Here is a 15,398-nt window from a genome sequence, read left to right as displayed (position 1 = left end):
TACCGTCGTCCGTCGTCGGCGGTGTGTGTCCCACCCTTCCCTTCCGTACCGCGGGGGAGCGATGGTCCAGGAGACCCGGGGAACGGGCCGAACGTCCCTCGTCGCCCAGCCGGACCGTGGCTGTGCCGGACACGGACGTGCGCGGTGCCCACACCAGTCACTGAGCACCTGGTACGCGAAGCGGCCCGCGTCCCTCACAGAGGGAACGCGGGCAACGGCGATGCGGAGCGCTGTGAATGGTCAGTCGTGGGGGATGACGGCCACCGGCGTCCGGCAGTGGTGCAGGACCGCACGGGTCACACCTCCGGTGTGGGGACCGAGCCGGGATTGGCGGTTGCGGCGGCCCATGACGAGGAGGCCGGCCGTGTGGGAAGCCTCCACCAACCTTCGCGCGGGGTGGCCGGGGCGGATCTCCCCTGTGACGCGCAGGCCGGGGTACGCATGCCGCCACTGCTCGATCACCTGCGTCAGGTCTCGTGCGGTCCTCGCGTCCGCAGCTCCGGGCGCCATGGCCGAAGCGGTCAGTGCCGCATCGCTGCCGAGCCCTCGCTGGGTATGCGGGCTGTGTACGACGCGCAGGGGTACACCGAGCCGGTGGGCCCGGGAGAAGGCGTGGTCCAGAACTTCGTCGCACGGGTGCGAGAGGTCCAGGCCGAGGACGATGCCGCCGTTCGGGATCGGAGCGCGGCCCGGAACCAGGACGACAGGATGCCGGGTACGGGCGACCACGGACAGGGCCACCGAACCGGACACGAACCCGGCGACCCCGCCCAGACCGCGGGAACCGAGCACCAACAGCTCGGACTCCTCGGCGGCCCCGCACAGAACGGTGGCCGGCTCGCCGCACAGCTCCTGCGCGACCACGTCCAGGCCCGGATGCGTGCGCCGTATCCGCTCGGCCGTGGAGCGCGGGTCCGCGTCGTACGGCTCCTGCCTGGTGCGAGAGCCGATGAGCGGTGAATGGACGTCCGGTTCCAGGCCCCACACGTGCACGAGGCGAAGGGCGAGACCGCGTCGGCGCGCTTCGTCCGCGGCCCAGGCGACGGAGGCCAGGCTCTCGCGAGATCCGTCGAGCCCGACGGTGATCGCCCGGGACCGGCGGACCCCGAGATCGGGTGGAGAGGTTGGCACGGGGTGGAACACGGAAGGACCTCCGGTCTGAAACGGCGAGCCGTGCTGTTGGGAGAGGCGAGCCACAGCTCAGGCGAAGACGGCCTTGAGGGCCCGCAGCGCCGTCAACGGGTCGGACAGCGCGTGGTAGACGGCCGGAACCTCCTTGTCGACGCCCAGCAGTTCGTACACCGCGTGCATCGCCCCGCGGACGGAGTACTCGACGGTGAAGACGACGTCTTCGGGGATCTCGGTGAACTGCCCGAGGAAGGCGAAGTTTGTCGACCCGGAGGGGACCACCAGCGGCCGGTCGTGGATGTCACGGCGCTCGAACTGGCTGGTGATGTAAGGCATCATCACCGTCGTGACGGCAGTGGTGGCGCACACCTCGTCGGCGATGTCGTCGAAGCCGAGGTGCCCGAGCAGTTCGACGAGGATCTCCTGTCCCGTGGCCTCCGACATCTTCTTGCCGGTCAACTCGCCCGGTTCGTCCACGAACAGCCCGTACCCCCAAAGGGTGAAGACGTCCTCGGGCTGGCCGGCGAAGTGCGGCTGGTGGGGCACGACCACCGACATCAACCACCGGGAGTCCTTGAACGTCATCAGCGCCCCGGTGCCGGGGGCATTGCCGGAGAACTCCTCGATCCGCTTGAGCAGTGCCGGGCTGCGCATCGTCAGGGTGAACGACTCCCACTTGGCCTCGTCGACGTTGCCGTTGAAGGCTCCGGGCCGACCGAAGTCCGGGGCCTTGCGGGCCAGCGTCTCCCACAGGTTCCAGGCCCCGTCGCGCTTGTCGCGGACCAGCTCGGGGACGATGTCGTCGCCTCCGTAGCGGGCGTCCGCGGTCATGGAGCCGATGGTGATGAACGCGTAGTCCTGCGGCCCGATTCCGTACGATCCCGCTGTGCCGTCCCGTTCGAAGAGGATGCGCTCGGCCCGACGCTCGCCGGCCTCGCCGACGGCGAACTCCACGTCGGTGACTCGGATTCCGTGCTCGATGCGGACTCCCTGCCGTTCCAGCCACGCCTGTACCGGCAGAACGATCGAGTCGTACTGGTTCAGCCGCGTGCGTCGTACTCCGGCGAGGGTGTGGATACGGGGGAGTTCCTGGAGGAAGCGCAGGAAGTAGCGCTTGAGCTCGATGGCGCTGTGCCAGTTCTGGAAGGCGAAGGTGGTGCGCCACATCGCCCAGAAGTTGGTGGTGAAGAAGTGCTCGGAGAAGAAGTCCTCGATCCGGCGCGCGCCGATGACGGACTCGGGCAAGGCGAGCAGGCGTGCCATCTCCACCCGATCGGCAGTGGTGAAGCCCAGCTCTGAGGCGTCGAGGATTCGGCCGGAGGCGTCGATGAGCCGGGCGTTGGCGTGGGTGAGCCAGCGGGCGTTGAACTCCTCGGTCTCCTGCAGGACGGACACGTTGTCGTTGCCGAGCGTGGGGATCGCCGCCAGGAGGTTCCACAGGCAGACGTAGGCTTCGTCCTCCAGCATCCGGCCACCCCGGGCGACGTAGCCGGTGTCCGGTGCGCCACTGCCGTCGAGTGCGCCGCCGGTCTGCGGCAGTTCCTCGAGGATGCGGATGTTCTCGCCGGGCATCCCCGCGTCCCGTACGAGGAAGACCGCCGCGGCCAGCGAGGCGATGCCTCCGCCGACCAGATAGGCGTGGGAGTTCTGGGTTTCGTTCGTCATGGCCATGCCCTTCGAAGGGCGAGGTGCCTCCCCGCCACTCCGTCCAGTCAACTCCCGCGCCAGCACGTCCCACAGGAGCCGAGGGGCCTGGTCGCCTGGTCCGTAGGTCCCTCCGGTGCTGCTGGAGATCTCGTATCCGGGGGACGTACACGTGCCCCGCCTTGCGATGAGTCGCGTGTCGGCAGCCGGTCCCTCACCGGGGCAGCTCCGGCCAGCTCTCCCTGGCCAATGCCTCCTTCCTCGCCTGTTGCCGACCAGTGCCCGGCCAAGAGGCTGTCCGGCTGGCTCCCGAGGGCCCTTCGGCCCAGGGCGGGGACGATCACAGGCCTGTCGACCTTCCGGTGCCGCTGCCCTGACGGTCCAGGCTCGTGGCGGCAGCGAGAGCGATGAAGCCGACGGCCATCATGATCAGTCCGACGAGCGGCCGGTCGGCGGTGGCCCATTGCCAGTCCACAGCGAACGTGAGAATGGCGCCGAGACCGATCGATGTGATGGCGCCGATGGCAAGGAGACCGGCCATGGCACTCACCTCCCTTGTCCGTCGTCCACGAGACTCCTTGCCCCGTGCAGACCTCACTGTTCCGAAGGGTGCAGCGGGCTCACAGGGGCCTGTCGGCCCTCTCTCGGCCAACAGGGCCCTCACAGCGTCGAGAGCGAACCTTCCGGCCCCCGGCACTCTGCCCCCGCTTCCGAGATCGACGGTGAACCGCGCGGCTCTGAGGGACCATTGGCGGCGCGGCGTAGGCCGTTCGCCCTCATGGCCCGCGCCCTCCGTGCGGGGACATTGGCCATGGGGGCACGCACAGGGCCTGCCCATGAGGAAAGGTTCCTACGACATGGCTCTCCACCAGCACCAGCGCCAGCACCGTCAGCCGGGAATGCGCTTCGCCGGGTGGCGCAAGGCCACCTCGGCCACAGCGCCCGGTACCGCGGCTGATGAACTCACCACGCCTCTGACCGTCGCGCGCGTCGCGGCAGCGACCCGGCTGCTGACCGCGTTCACGTTCCTCTGGGCTTTCGGCGACAAGACGTTCGGCTGGGGATACGCGACCCCGGCGGGCAAGGGATGGATCGATGGCGGGTCTCCGACCAAGGGCTTCCTGAGCCACGTCTCTGCCGGGCCGCTGGAGGCGACGTTCCACTCCTGGGCCGGGGCGGCCTGGGCCGACTGGACCTTCATGCTGGGACTGCTCGGCATCGGTATCGCCTTGGCTAGCGGCGTCGCCCTACGCGTCGCGGCTGCTGCGGGCACCACGATGATGGCGCTCATGTGGGCCGCCGAGTGGCCCCCTGCCAGGCACCTATCGGACGGCAGCCTCAGCATGTCCACGAATCCGTTGGTGGACTATCACGTCCTATACGCGGCGGTCCTGGTGACCCTCGCGGCGATCGGAGCCGGGCGCACCTGGGGTCTGGGCAGCCTCTGGCAGAGCCTGCCCCTTGTCCGCGGCAAGCGCTGGCTCGTTTGACGACGCCGGAGGACGGTCCGGGGCCGCCGCGACGGTGGCGGCCCTGGGCCAGCTGCAAACGATCAGGGTCGAACGGTCCTGGCGGTCCTCGGTCTGCCCGGCGGCACTGAGCCACTCGGCACCGCCGGTGTTGTCAGGAGCCTCGTCTCGGCCGACCTGTCTGTTTGGCCGCTCCGCTTGGACTGCCGTGTAACTCACGGATGCATCCGTTGTCTCCCGGCGGTCGCGCCTGTTGTCGGCCAACTGGTCGCCAACCTGTTCTCGACGACGTGCGACGTGGCCTCGGCGGCAGTGGCGGATACGTCGAGCTGCTGGGCGCACGTTCGGGTGCCAGCTCAGCGCGGACGGGTCCCTCTGGGACGTGATCCCGGACTTCCCCGCCCAGCTCTACTCGTACTTCGTGCCCAGCTCCTTCGTCGCCGGCATCGCCCGGGAGTTCGGCGTCACCGGGCAGAGCGGCGTCGTGTCGACCGGCTGCACCTCCGGGATCGACGCCGTGGGCAACGTGTGGGAACTGATCCAGGACGGCATCCTGGACTCCGTCGTCTGCGGGGCAACCGACGTGCCCATCTCGCCCGTCACCGTCGCCTGGTTCGACACGATCAAGGCGATCTCGACCTACTACAACGACACCCCGGAGACCGCCTCCTGGCCGTTGGACGCGACACGGGGCGGATTCGTCCTCGGCGAGGGCAGCGCGATGTCCCTCCTGGAGCCCGGGGAGGCCGTCCTGCGCCGCGGCGCGCGCGTCTGCGGCGAGATCAAGGGGGTACGCCAGCCGCTGCAACGCGTACCACATGACCGGCCTGAAGGCCGATGGGCGTGAGCTGGCGCAGGCCGTCACCGCCGCCCCGACCCAGGCCCGGATGGACCCGAGCGAGCTCGGCTACGTCAACGCCCACGGCAGCGGGACCAAGCAGAACGACAGGCACGAGACCGCTGCGCTCAAGGTCTCCCTGGGCCCCGCCGCCCGCCACGTGCCCAGCAGCTCCATCAAGTCCATGGCGGGCCACTCGCTGGGGGCCATCGGCTCGCTGGAGATCGCCGCGTGCGCCCTAGCGCTGCGGTACGACGTGATCCCGCCGACGGCCAACCTCGAAGTCAGCGGACGGTTCCCGACCGGGGCGGCACGGCGACGGAGACGATGTGGCTGGTCAGCGGGCGAGTACGTGGCCGTCCTGGGGGCGGTGGTCGCGGGAGCGGCGCAGGTCGGTGGTGACGTACGTGCGTTGCAGCCAGCGGTCTGCTCCGTCGTAGCGGGGGTGGAAGGCGGTGCGGCCGTGGACGGTGACGCGGTTGTCGATGACGACCAGGTCGCCGGGTGTCAGGCGCAGGGTGCGGGCGGTCGTCTCGCAGGCGCGGCCGAATTCGGTCAGCGCCGCGGCGGCCCGAGCGGTGAGCGGGGTGGTGACGAGTTGAGCCATCCTTATGTCGGGATCCTCGACCGCTCCCGACAGCACCGGTCGAGGCTGGACATCGAACCCGGTCGCGGCAGGGTCGGGGCCGAAGGAGGGGGGTGGTGAGGTGATGAACTCCGGGGCGAACAGGGCTTCGCGGCCGGCCGGGGTGAGGAGCGGCAGCGCTTGGCGGATGCCGGTGACGCGCATGCCGGCGATCTGGTCGTGGTCGGCACGCAGGCACAGGAAGACCACGTAGTCGGGCGGGTGGGGGTGGAAGCCGTTCTCGGTGTGGAAGGACAGCGGCACCGATCCGGCGTTGCCGTGGAAGCTCTCCTGCCCGGGCACGGGCACGACGTCCTGTACGAGGGCGCCGGATTTCTCCGCCCGGTAGGCGAGGGGTTCTCCGAGCCCGCAGGCCACCATGGTGAGCACCGCGGCCGAGACGGTGGCCTGGCGCTGGACCGAGCCGGGTACGGACGGTGTCGCGGGCAGGACCGCCTGATCGACGGGCAGGCCGCCGATCACCACGGTGCCGTGCGGGCCGGAATGCCTTCGAAACCGGCGCACCTCGAGGCGCAGCCGCAGCGGAAGCTCCTCCCAGGCGTCCCTGGCCCGGGCCACCCACTCGGGGCTGTCGACCTGGTCGTGCCCGCGGGTGCACAGGGTGCGTGCCACTTGCTCGCACGCGCCGGCATCGGCCGGGTCAAGTGCCCAGTCGGCTGCGACGGCAGAGCTTCGGGTGGTGCCGGGCGTCGTCTCGGGCATCAGGGTCCTTCCCTTCTCGATGTCTCCTGCCGGAGGTGTGGGCGGCGGACTCACGAGTGGCGCAGGCCGGCCACGGCGTCGGCGATGTAGTGGTCCCCGAAGCGGATCAGCGAGGCGTACCGGGCTGCGCGGCGATGGCGCATGAGCCGTAGTTCGGCGACGGCGTTGTCGGGGCCTTCGGGTTTCTGAGCGATGGAACGACGCAGATGTACCATCGAGTACGCGAGGGTGACGTGCCGTTCACCGTCCACGATGTCGGCTTCCAGGAGCGCGCCCCGTGCCTCGGCCAGCTCCGGGGCGCGAGCTGCCAACTGCTCGTAGGAGTCGGGAACCACGGACAGCAGGTCCTTCATCGCCGTCCGGAACAGCTTGTATCCGCGATGTTGGCGCCCGCTCAACGGGATGTCCACCGACGGCGGCGCCATGGTGTGGCGTATCGCCGCCATGTAGTAGTCGGCCGGGACCGTACTTGCGTGGGTCATGGCCGCCGGGAATCCGCGCACGTACACCGTCGCGTCGGCCAGCCGCAGCAGCGCCGCATCGTCGTCGCCGAGCCGCAGATGGCGGGTGGCGTCGGCCACGGCGACCGCAGCGCACACGTTGAACAGGACGTGGACCTGGTGACCAATGAGCCACCGCGCACTCCACACACGTTCCAACGACGATTCCGCACCGGCCTCGGGGACGGCCACCGGCGGGACGGAGTCATGGTCTGCGCCTGGCGTGGCGCCGGTGAGATCGAGCACCGACTGCCGCATCCCGGTCATCTCCAGCGCCAGGTCGGAGCCTGACAGCGGAGCGTCACACAGGTCTTCCAGACCGCGGTGGATGACCAGGACACCGTGCAGGGCGGCCTGCTGATCTGACAGCTCTCCCTCGCGGACCCGGAAGTAGGACTGACTGGTCGACTCCGCCGGCAGTTCCTCACCGGCCGCGGCCGGAGCCAGCGCCGACAGCGCGGCCACCAACTCACCGGCAGTCGTGGTGGCCTGCCGTAGCGCGAGGGTCCGCTCGACAGGTCCGGCATGGGTCGACACCGCGGCCAGCACGCGCGCGGTCCGTTTCGCCTCAGCATCGACCCGTGGGCCCAACACCGGGACGGGCCGCCCGCCTCGGGGCTCTCGGAAGACAGCGACAGCAGGATGACCGGCAACCGGTGATAAGCCCATGGTTGAAGTACTTCGCCGCGAACGCTCCACACGAAACCTGATCGGCATGACCATTCCTGCGGTGCACCGGATTTGGCCGGGGCGGCAGTGATGAGGATCTGGATTCAACGGGCCCCATCATTGACAGGATCCGGTCGCACGCACCGGTCGTGCACAGAGCCGCACTCGGCGAGTGCGGCTCCGCGGACTGTCGTCTCAGCTGATCGCGATGTCGTCTATGTAGCCGCGGTAGCTGCCGGAGCCCGGGTCCTGCTGGTCGTAGCCGACCAAGATCCGGCTGATCTGCTTGCCCGCTTTTTCGTCGAGGCTGACCGTGACGTAGTTCCAGGTGTCGAGGGTGAGGGCCGTGCACTGTTCGACGGGGGTTGCCCGGTGGCCCCTTTGGTCCCATGACCAGCTGTCACGCAGGGTGCTGCCGTCGGTGAACACCAGGTCCACGGCGACGCATGCGCTGTTTCTCGACCCGTCGGCGACCGCGGTGGCGGTGACGTGGCTCTGCGGGTAGATCCAGTAGCTGAGGGCCTTTCTGTCAGGCCATGCGGTACCGATGGCCAGCGGGCTGCTGCTCAGGTCGTAGATCTTCATGTAGGCGTCGGCATGGCCTGAGCCGGTCCGGGTGGATCCGGAGTACAGCAGTGCGCCGGTGCCGGTGTGGGCTGTTCCATCGCTGCGGATGCCTGCCTGAGGGCCGTCCACGTTGTGGAGGCCTCCACCGGCCGTGTCGACTGCGTGGGTCCAGGCCGGTACCGGGTCGCTCGACTCGAAGCCAGAGCGGAAGCTGCTGGCCGTGGACGGCTTTTGCGGCGGCTGGACGGGAGCCGGCGCCGGCTGATCCGGTGTGGTCATGCTCCGGGTCGGTCCGTCACTGATGCAGGCGGGCTGCCGTACCCATCGGCCGTTCTCGTCGAGCTTGTCCTCAGCGACACCCGAGTCGTACATCATGGTGGCCCCCGACCCGGCGGGGTAGGTGACGGTGATCTCGGCGTCGGTGGAGTAGGTCCACTCGTCCCAACTGCCCTTGGCGAAGACGAACCGGCCGGTGTAGGTCTTGCTGACCGGGAAGGCCTTCACCCAGGTCGTGGAGTGTGCAGGTGCCGCGGGGACCACGGCGTGGTAGGTCTTCTCCTCCGTGTTGGTCGTACCGGTCTGTACCGAATGGGTGATCAGCTGGGAGGCCTCAACCGCGAAGTCGGCGTGCCAGAAATCACTGGAGGAACCCAGCTTGACGGTGATGGTTTCCTTCGTGCCGTTGGCGATGGAATCCGTCGTGATGGTGGAGGTGCTGTTGGTGACCTTGTAGTCGACGGTGGTCGACGGGATCGCTGCGTCGGTGTGCTGGGCCTGCAGGCACAGGGCCACCCCTGCATCGTTGCCGGTCACCGCCGCCTGCGTCTGGCTGTAACTGCAGTACGGGTAGGCCGAATGCGCCAGGACGGCGGCATCACATTTGGTCAGCGCGTACTTGGCGGCCCAGTCAGTGGTGAAGTCCTTCCCGCCGCCGAAGCGGGAGCCCCACAACTGGTTCTCCTTGCCGTGACACGGCCACATGTTCAGGTAGTCGGCGTGGCCGGCGAGCCAGCTGCTCGCCACGTCCACGCATTGGTCGTCGACCACGTTGCGGATCATGAACTTCGTTCCCGAGCCTTTGAACTGACCCGGCTCGAAATACCAGTACTGATACTTCTGGGAGCCGTCGCACCGCTGTTGCTCCACCGGTCGGATCCGCCACGTGGAGTCCCACCAACCCGGCATCAGACACAACCCGGAACTCGTCTTGATCTGGAAACTTCCGTCACCCTGCGGTTGCAACGAGAACACCTGGTTGGAGCCGTCGTTGCGGTCGTAGGCCTGCAGCCACGCCCCGGAATCGGACGAACTCCAGGGCACATCGATTGCCCGCTGGTCCTTGGCGAGCATGAAGACACAGTCCTCGGCGCTCTTGCCGTCACCGGCGTAGCGGCACTGGTGGGACGTCTCGCCGGCCGCCTGCGCCTGCTGGGCCCCCGCCCCCAGTAGGGCGGCAACCAGTGCGAAGATCGTCGACACGAGGACCCCGACGGGTACCGGGGGTCTGGGGCGCCGCCTTCTGGGCGCGTGAGCCCGAACGGCATCGCTGCTCTGCATCTGCCACTTCCTCCTTCGTCGTGGCACCCTGCACGGTGCGCCTCCGCCTCCGGGGGATCAGCAGCGGCCCCGGGACATCGCCACACTGCGTGAGGGTCCATTCGTTCGATCAGACGGCCCTGCGAGGAGGGAGCCGTCGTAGCACCGCCAAAGTAGGAACGCGCAGCTGCCGATACATCCGTCACATGACGTAGGAATACTCGGGGTCGGCGGGCGTTCGGGCCAGGGCGATCGGGTGTGGCAGGCCGACGCCGGAGAAAGGCGCCCCGGATTGACCGTGTGACCTTCGAAGCCTCTTATGAAGCTCAAAAGTGCGCCACCCGGTGCGTATCGGAACGGGGCTGCGTCTATTGTCTGCTGTCGTGGAGTCAGCTCGACGCGTCGCAGCCCGGCGCGTGTGACCCGCAGAGGTGCTGCCTTGGCCGAATTGACCTCTCGTCGGGCAGCTGACTCTTCTGGACCCGACACCGCGGCACCCCTGATCGGGTCCGGCACGAGGCTGCCTGGTTCAGCAGGCAGGTGGCATCACTACGGGAGAGACGGCCGTGCAATTCATGGGGCCTCGCCTCGTCGGACGCGATGCCGAAACGGCGATCCTCACCACTTTGGCGGTACGCGCCGCACACGGCTCGGGGCAGGCCGCGTTCATCGCCGGCGAGGCCGGGGCGGGCAAGACACGGCTGCTCCGGCGCGCGGCGGCAGACGCCGAAGGGGCCGGCCTCCAGGCGTTGTGGGGATCGGCTCAGGAGCTGGAGGCGCATCGACCGTTCGCGTTGATATCGGCCTGCCTGGGGATCGATGACAGCCCTGTGGACCCGCTGCGGGTGCGGGCCGCCGAGGTCCTCTCGGGGCACGCTCGGTACGGGCTGCCGGGCACGCCGGGAGGCGCGGACTTCGCCACCGTGGAGGCCATGTGCGTTCTGGCGGAGGAGATCTGTGCGCAGGGGCCCGTAGCGCTCTTCCTCGATGATCTCCAGTGGGCCGATCGGGCCAGTGTGCTGGTACTGCAGCGGCTCGTGCAATCGGTGGCCCAGCTGCCGCTGCTGATCGTCGGGGCGCTTCGCCCGGTTCCCCGGGTGGTCGAGGTCGACGTGCTCGTCCGCGGGCTGCGCGGCACCCATCGCACGGTGCTGCGGCTCGGTCCGCTGGCCGCCTCGGCCGTGCCCTTGTTGGTGGCCGACACGATCGGGCATGAACCCGGCCCACGATTGCTTCGGCTGTGCGAGGGGGCGGGAGGCAACCCGCTGTACCTGGGGGAGCTGATCGCGGCCCTTCAACGGGAAGGGGTGATCACGATGCACGGGGGCGTCGCAGAGGTCACGGCCGATTGCCCCGTTCCCTCGATCGACACGCTGATCACTCACCGGCTGGCGTACCTGCGTGACGAGGTCTTGCAGGTGTTGCGCGCGGCGTCTGTGCTGGGAGCCGGCTGCACGCTCCACGACCTGGCAGCAGTACTGGAGGCGCCGGCCCATGTCCTGCTCGCCGGCGTCGCCGAGGCCGAAGCGGCCGGAATCCTGACTCCCGACGGCCCACGTGTCGTCTTCCGCCATGACCTGGTACGCCAAGCTCTGCACGACGCCGTGCCGAGTTCAGTGCGCTCGCTGCTGCACATCCGGGCCGCGCAGGCGCTGGCACGTGCCGGGGCGGCGCCCGAGCGGGTCGCCGGACATCTACTGGAAGCCGGCCCCCCGGACGGGGAGTTCCTGGTCCCCTGGATAGCCGGGTCCGCAGCGCAGCTCACCGCACGCGCGCCCGGCCTGGCCCTGCGGCTGCTGGGTACGGCGCTGGAGATCGCCGATCCCGCTGACCCGCGCTACGAGCAGTTGCGTCTGCACCGTGTCGTCGCACAACTGTCATCAGGCCTTCTGACCGAGGCCGAAGAAAGCGCCCGCATCGCTCTGGCCAGACCTGCCGATTCCGGTCTGGCAGATCTGTTCCGTTGGATCGTCGTGCAGGCCGCGTTCGCGCGCGGCCGCCCCGACGTCGCTCTGGCAGAGACCCGTATGACGTGCGGAACAGCGGGCGCGCCGACACTCGATGCGGTCCGGTTCCAAGCTTTTGCATCGGTATGCCTCTTCGCCCTGGGGCGGCTACCGGAAGCGGGAGCCGTGGCTGCCGCTGCGCGGCGAGCGGCTGCCGAGCTGGGCGACGCAACGGCCCTGGCCTATGCCCTGCACGTGCTGGCCGCCAAGCACTTCCTGGAGGCTCCTGGCCTTGAAGCACTGGAGCTCGCCCGTCAGGCGTCGCGTCTGACACCCGAGACGATCCACCCGGCGCAGTGGCTCGGGCTGCAGCTCGCGCTGGCCAACTGCTACATGGAACTGGACCTGACCCCGGACGCGGAACGCACATTGGCGAGCGTCCGCCCGAGCGCCGAGGACCTCGGGGGCGTGTTCCTGCCGTGGTACCACCTGTCCTGTGCGCTGCTGGCGTTCCACGCCGGCCGGTGGGAGGACGCGATCGCAGAGGTGGACGCCGGCCTCGACCCCGGCGTCCACTTCGCGATGAGCCGGGCGTTGAGAGCGCTGGCGGGGGCAATAGCCGTCCATCAAGGCCGGCGGGACGACGCCGAGACCCACATGAGCCGGGCTGCGGCGGCACAAGACAGCGGAACGGTCTCCTGGTTCTACGAGTACGTCCTGTTGTGTGCCCAGGCCCTGCTGGACGAGGCGCAAGGGCACCCCGAGCGCGCGTTCCGCCGCCTGGCACACAGCTTCGACACCGGGATCGGGCACCTGCCCGGTCAGCTGATCCTCAGCTTCCTGACGCCCGATCTGGTCAGACTCGCGCTTGACCAGGGCGACTCGCCGGCAGCACGGCGCTACGCGCAGGCGGCGCGTTCGCGTGCCGCGCACAGCAGCGCTCCCTACCATCTGGGGGACGCCTGCCGGTGCGAAGGGCTCATCGCACAGGATCCGGAGCTGCTGCTGGAAGCGGCCCGTCACTACCGTGAAGCCACACGGCCGCTGAACCAGGCGCACGCCCTCACCGACGCCGCCGAGCTGCACGCGATACGCGGCCGACCCTCCGACGGCCGCGCCCACCTCGAGCGAGCCCTGGCGATCTACGCCGGCCTGGGTGCGGTCTGGGACGCGGCACGTGCGACCGCCCGCCTGCGCGCGGTCTCCGTGAGCCGCGGCACCCGCGGCCCCCGCAACACCGCGCGCCTGGGATGGGAAGCGCTCACCTCCACCGAGCGCATCATCGCCGGTCACGTCGCTGCCGGACACTCCAACCCCGAAACAGCCGCGCGCATGTGCATCTCGCGCCGCACCGTCAGCACCCACGTCTCCAACATCCTGCGCAAGCTCGGCCTGACCTCGCGGGTAGAGCTGGCCACCGAGGTGATCCGCCGCAACAGCCCGCCCGAACACCAGCAGCCCTGAATCGTCAATCAGTCGGCAGAGCGCCGGGGGACCAGCTGTGTTCGAGCTCGCGGAGGAGTTCCTCCGCCCTCGGCCACGGGCCATGGCCGGAGGCGGGGTTGAGGTGGCCGACAGCGCCGAGTTCCACGAGGCGGCCGCCCCAGTTCCGGGCCAGCTCGGCCACTCGCTCGACGGTGCCCAGTGGGTCGTTCGAACTGGCCGCGACGATGGTGGTGCGCTTCAGGCACTGCGCCTGGACATAGCGGTGGTGGACGTTCTGCCGGTTCGGGGCCAGATCCGGAGGTGGTGGCGGAACGCCTGGTCAAGGTCGACTGTCCGGTGAGCGCCGCCCTTCGCCTCCAACGGCGCCGACTCGCCTGCACCTGATGTCGAGGTGCGGGCCGCCACGGGCGGTGGCGGGAACTGCTCGTACGCCGTCGGTTGCCTGGTGTACTGCCCGCATGGCAGATCAGAAGCAGTGCACGGTCGTGCGGACCGGCACGTATGAAGGCATTCAGGGCGGCACGTTCGGGGCGGGGATCAGCGCCCAGTCAGCGGGCGCGGAGCGGTTGTGTCTGCACCGGCTGGTGATGCCCGCGGGGACGCGGGGGCGTCCTCACCTGCACGAGGGGCACGAGTCGGCCATTTTCATCCAGTCCGGGCAGGTCGAGGTCTGGCACGGAGAAGACCTGGCCGAACATGCCGTGCTGCGCGCCGGAGACTACATCCACATCCCGGCGGACACGCCCCACATGCCCGTAAATACCGGAGCAGAGGACGTGGTGTGCCTGGTCGCACGCACCGACCCCGAAGAACAAGAGGGTGTCCGGCTGCTGGATCTTCCGACCTGGCTGGAGTCCCGGGTCGGCCCACTGCCGGTCGGGGCCGGCTGAGCCTCGAAGTATCGCGTCCGCGTCCGTGTTCTGCCGACTCGTCGTCGATGAGCAGCTCACCACGACGAGGGCATTCGGACCGGACCCGGGTCAGATCGTAGTCCCCTGATCACGCGCTGTGGGGAGAGCGCCCTGATGCGCGGACGCGGCTTCAAGGTCGCTGATGTGCCAGGCCGGAGCCGGAGGCCAGGAGCCGCGTTGCAGGCCACGAAAGAGACCACGAATGCGGAGCTGGGTACGGACGCGCAGCATGGAGGCATGGTTGTGCTCTCGCGGCGGCCGGAGAGGCGTTCCAAGGCCTCCGCCAGCGTCAGACCGGGATCCCCGTCGAGCGACTCCCGTACGGGTGCCGACCAGGAGAGCTCCGGGATCCGTGGACGCCGGATGCCGCCCGGCCTGCCCCGAGCGTCCTGCACAGCTCTCGCAGCCCTCCTGACGGCCGCTCTGGCCTTCGTGCCGATCGGCCCCGCCCACAGCTTCACCGGTGACAATCACGAGGACATCACCCGGGCCGCACTGCCCTGGGAGCCCATCACACTGACCGAGATGACTGACGCCCGCGCCGGGGCGATCAACGCCAACGACCACCCCCCGTACTTCGACGTCGGCCCCCTGCACTGCGACAACGCCGACTACCTTGCCCCCCGCTACGCCCCCGACTACCCCCGCACCCGGGACGAGGCCACCACCGAGCTCCTCGCGTGCATCCGTACCTCCGTCACCCGCTTGCGCAACGCGGTCGAGGCCGCCGACGGCCTCGTCGACGCCGACGGCAAGGTGCGCGCCGACCAGAGCGACCTGTCCTCGCACTGCACGTGGGACGGGAAGCCCGGGCGGGCCAAGTGCGCCGTCCTCGAACAGCTCGGCCGCGGCTGGCACCAGATCGAGGACTTCTATTCGCACTCCAACTGGAGCGACCGGCCCGCGCCCGGCCCGGTCGGCCTCGACAACCCGCCCGGCTTGGAGCGTACGGACGTCGCACCGTTCCTCGACATCCGTCGCTACAGCGCCATGAAGGACGCCGACTGGACCCGCGACGCGCGTGAGCGTATCCCTGCGGACCTCGCCACCGGCTGCTACACCGACATCGATTCCACCGGTGTCAAGCCCGCCGACTGTGACGGGCGCGTCACCCACAACCGTGCCCTGAACAAGGACACCGCCGCATCGCCCCGCTCCAAGACGGGTGACAACTTCCACCACGCGACGGCCGGCGCCACCGCCGAGATCACGCGCCAGTGGAACGACTTCAAGGCCGAGCTGCTCGCGAAGTACCCGGATCACCGGCGCGGCGCACAGATGGTCTGCGTCCTCGTCCACGATGAACCCGCCGGTGCCTGCCCCTGACGGGGGAGGGAACGGTCGGTCGGGCTCTCTGGAACCCGGCCATGCATGGACTCGGCGGCGACCGGTGGGT

General features: G+C 69.3%; 11 protein-coding genes and 1 pseudogene. 5 read left to right on the top strand and 7 right to left on the bottom strand.

Going from position 1 to position 15,398, the window contains the following annotated elements:
• Window positions 1–240 precede the first annotated feature (240 nt).
• The 3 genes from OG207_RS05650 to OG207_RS05640 all read right to left on the bottom strand — a co-directional run bounded on the left by OG207_RS05650 (window position 241) and on the right by OG207_RS05640 (window position 3,313).
• Window positions 241–1,131, bottom strand: coding sequence for a universal stress protein (locus tag OG207_RS05650; protein WP_329096454.1), 891 nt, complete (start codon window positions 1,129–1,131; stop codon window positions 241–243).
• 69 nt (window positions 1,132–1,200) lie between these two features.
• Window positions 1,201–2,793, bottom strand: coding sequence for an oleate hydratase (locus tag OG207_RS05645; RefSeq protein WP_329096452.1), 1,593 nt, complete (start codon window positions 2,791–2,793; stop codon window positions 1,201–1,203).
• Window positions 2,794–3,112: 319 nt separating this feature from the next.
• Window positions 3,113–3,313: a hypothetical protein gene (locus tag OG207_RS05640; RefSeq protein ID WP_030648435.1), complete on the bottom strand. Its 201-nt coding sequence runs from the start codon at window positions 3,311–3,313 to the stop codon at window positions 3,113–3,115.
• 316 nt (window positions 3,314–3,629) lie between these two features.
• On the opposite strand from OG207_RS05640, the gene OG207_RS05635 reads away from it, so the two are divergent.
• Both OG207_RS05635 and OG207_RS05630 read left to right on the top strand, forming a co-directional pair.
• Window positions 3,630–4,262, top strand: coding sequence for a hypothetical protein (locus tag OG207_RS05635; protein WP_326746947.1), 633 nt, complete (start codon window positions 3,630–3,632; stop codon window positions 4,260–4,262).
• A 340-nt stretch (window positions 4,263–4,602) separates the two neighbouring features.
• Window positions 4,603–5,359 (top strand): annotated as a pseudogene (locus tag OG207_RS05630) (beta-ketoacyl-[acyl-carrier-protein] synthase family protein); the annotation flags it as partial.
• A gap of 57 nt (window positions 5,360–5,416) precedes the next feature.
• Here OG207_RS05630 and OG207_RS05625 read toward each other — a convergent pair.
• The 3 genes from OG207_RS05625 to OG207_RS05615 all read right to left on the bottom strand — a co-directional run bounded on the left by OG207_RS05625 (window position 5,417) and on the right by OG207_RS05615 (window position 9,642).
• Window positions 5,417–6,427, bottom strand: a complete 1,011-nt coding sequence (locus OG207_RS05625) for a TauD/TfdA family dioxygenase (RefSeq protein WP_329096449.1) — start codon at window positions 6,425–6,427, stop codon at window positions 5,417–5,419.
• A 50-nt stretch (window positions 6,428–6,477) separates the two neighbouring features.
• The gene (locus OG207_RS05620; RefSeq protein WP_329096447.1) at window positions 6,478–7,476 is read right to left on the bottom strand and encodes a hypothetical protein; all 999 of its coding nucleotides are present in this window, start codon (window positions 7,474–7,476) and stop codon (window positions 6,478–6,480) included.
• A gap of 315 nt (window positions 7,477–7,791) precedes the next feature.
• Entirely contained in the window at window positions 7,792–9,642 is a 1,851-nt protein-coding gene (locus OG207_RS05615; RefSeq protein ID WP_329096445.1) for a ricin-type beta-trefoil lectin domain protein, read from the bottom strand.
• A gap of 632 nt (window positions 9,643–10,274) precedes the next feature.
• On the opposite strand from OG207_RS05615, the gene OG207_RS05610 reads away from it, so the two are divergent.
• Entirely contained in the window at window positions 10,275–13,109 is a 2,835-nt protein-coding gene (locus OG207_RS05610) for an ATP-binding protein (RefSeq protein ID WP_329107448.1), read from the top strand.
• 4 nt (window positions 13,110–13,113) lie between these two features.
• Here the strand turns inward: OG207_RS05610 and OG207_RS05605 are convergent, their stop codons facing one another.
• A complete protein-coding gene (locus tag OG207_RS05605) occupies window positions 13,114–13,383 on the bottom strand; it encodes an RBBP9/YdeN family alpha/beta hydrolase (protein WP_329107446.1) in 270 nt (89 codons plus the stop codon).
• A 166-nt stretch (window positions 13,384–13,549) separates the two neighbouring features.
• On the opposite strand from OG207_RS05605, the gene OG207_RS05600 reads away from it, so the two are divergent.
• Both OG207_RS05600 and OG207_RS05595 read left to right on the top strand, forming a co-directional pair.
• The gene (locus OG207_RS05600; RefSeq protein WP_329096443.1) at window positions 13,550–13,981 is read left to right on the top strand and encodes a cupin domain-containing protein; all 432 of its coding nucleotides are present in this window, start codon (window positions 13,550–13,552) and stop codon (window positions 13,979–13,981) included.
• Between the two features lie 258 nt (window positions 13,982–14,239).
• The gene (locus OG207_RS05595) at window positions 14,240–15,328 is read left to right on the top strand and encodes a hypothetical protein (RefSeq protein ID WP_329096441.1); all 1,089 of its coding nucleotides are present in this window, start codon (window positions 14,240–14,242) and stop codon (window positions 15,326–15,328) included.
• The last annotated feature ends 70 nt before the right edge of the window (window positions 15,329–15,398 follow it).

The sequence above is a fragment of the Streptomyces sp. NBC_01439 genome (assembly GCF_036227605.1).
Classification (GTDB): domain Bacteria; phylum Actinomycetota; class Actinomycetes; order Streptomycetales; family Streptomycetaceae; genus Streptomyces.
Note: the sequence above shows the minus strand (reverse complement) of the source record. Positions and strands in the feature narration are given on the sequence as shown.

Excerpts from the sequence above, each read along its gene's own strand:
- OG207_RS05645 (WP_329096452.1), bottom strand. The coding sequence starts at position 2,793 with ATGACGAACGAAACCCAGAACTCCCACGCCTATCTGGTCGGCGGAGGC.
- OG207_RS05640 (WP_030648435.1), bottom strand. The coding sequence starts at position 3,313 with ATGGCCGGTCTCCTTGCCATCGGCGCCATCACATCGATCGGTCTCGGC.
- OG207_RS05635 (WP_326746947.1), top strand. The coding sequence starts at position 3,630 with ATGGCTCTCCACCAGCACCAGCGCCAGCACCGTCAGCCGGGAATGCGC.
- OG207_RS05625 (WP_329096449.1), bottom strand. The coding sequence starts at position 6,427 with ATGCCCGAGACGACGCCCGGCACCACCCGAAGCTCTGCCGTCGCAGCC.
- OG207_RS05610 (WP_329107448.1), top strand. The coding sequence starts at position 10,275 with ATGGGGCCTCGCCTCGTCGGACGCGATGCCGAAACGGCGATCCTCACC.
- OG207_RS05600 (WP_329096443.1), top strand. The coding sequence starts at position 13,550 with ATGGCAGATCAGAAGCAGTGCACGGTCGTGCGGACCGGCACGTATGAA.
- OG207_RS05595 (WP_329096441.1), top strand. The coding sequence starts at position 14,240 with ATGGTTGTGCTCTCGCGGCGGCCGGAGAGGCGTTCCAAGGCCTCCGCC.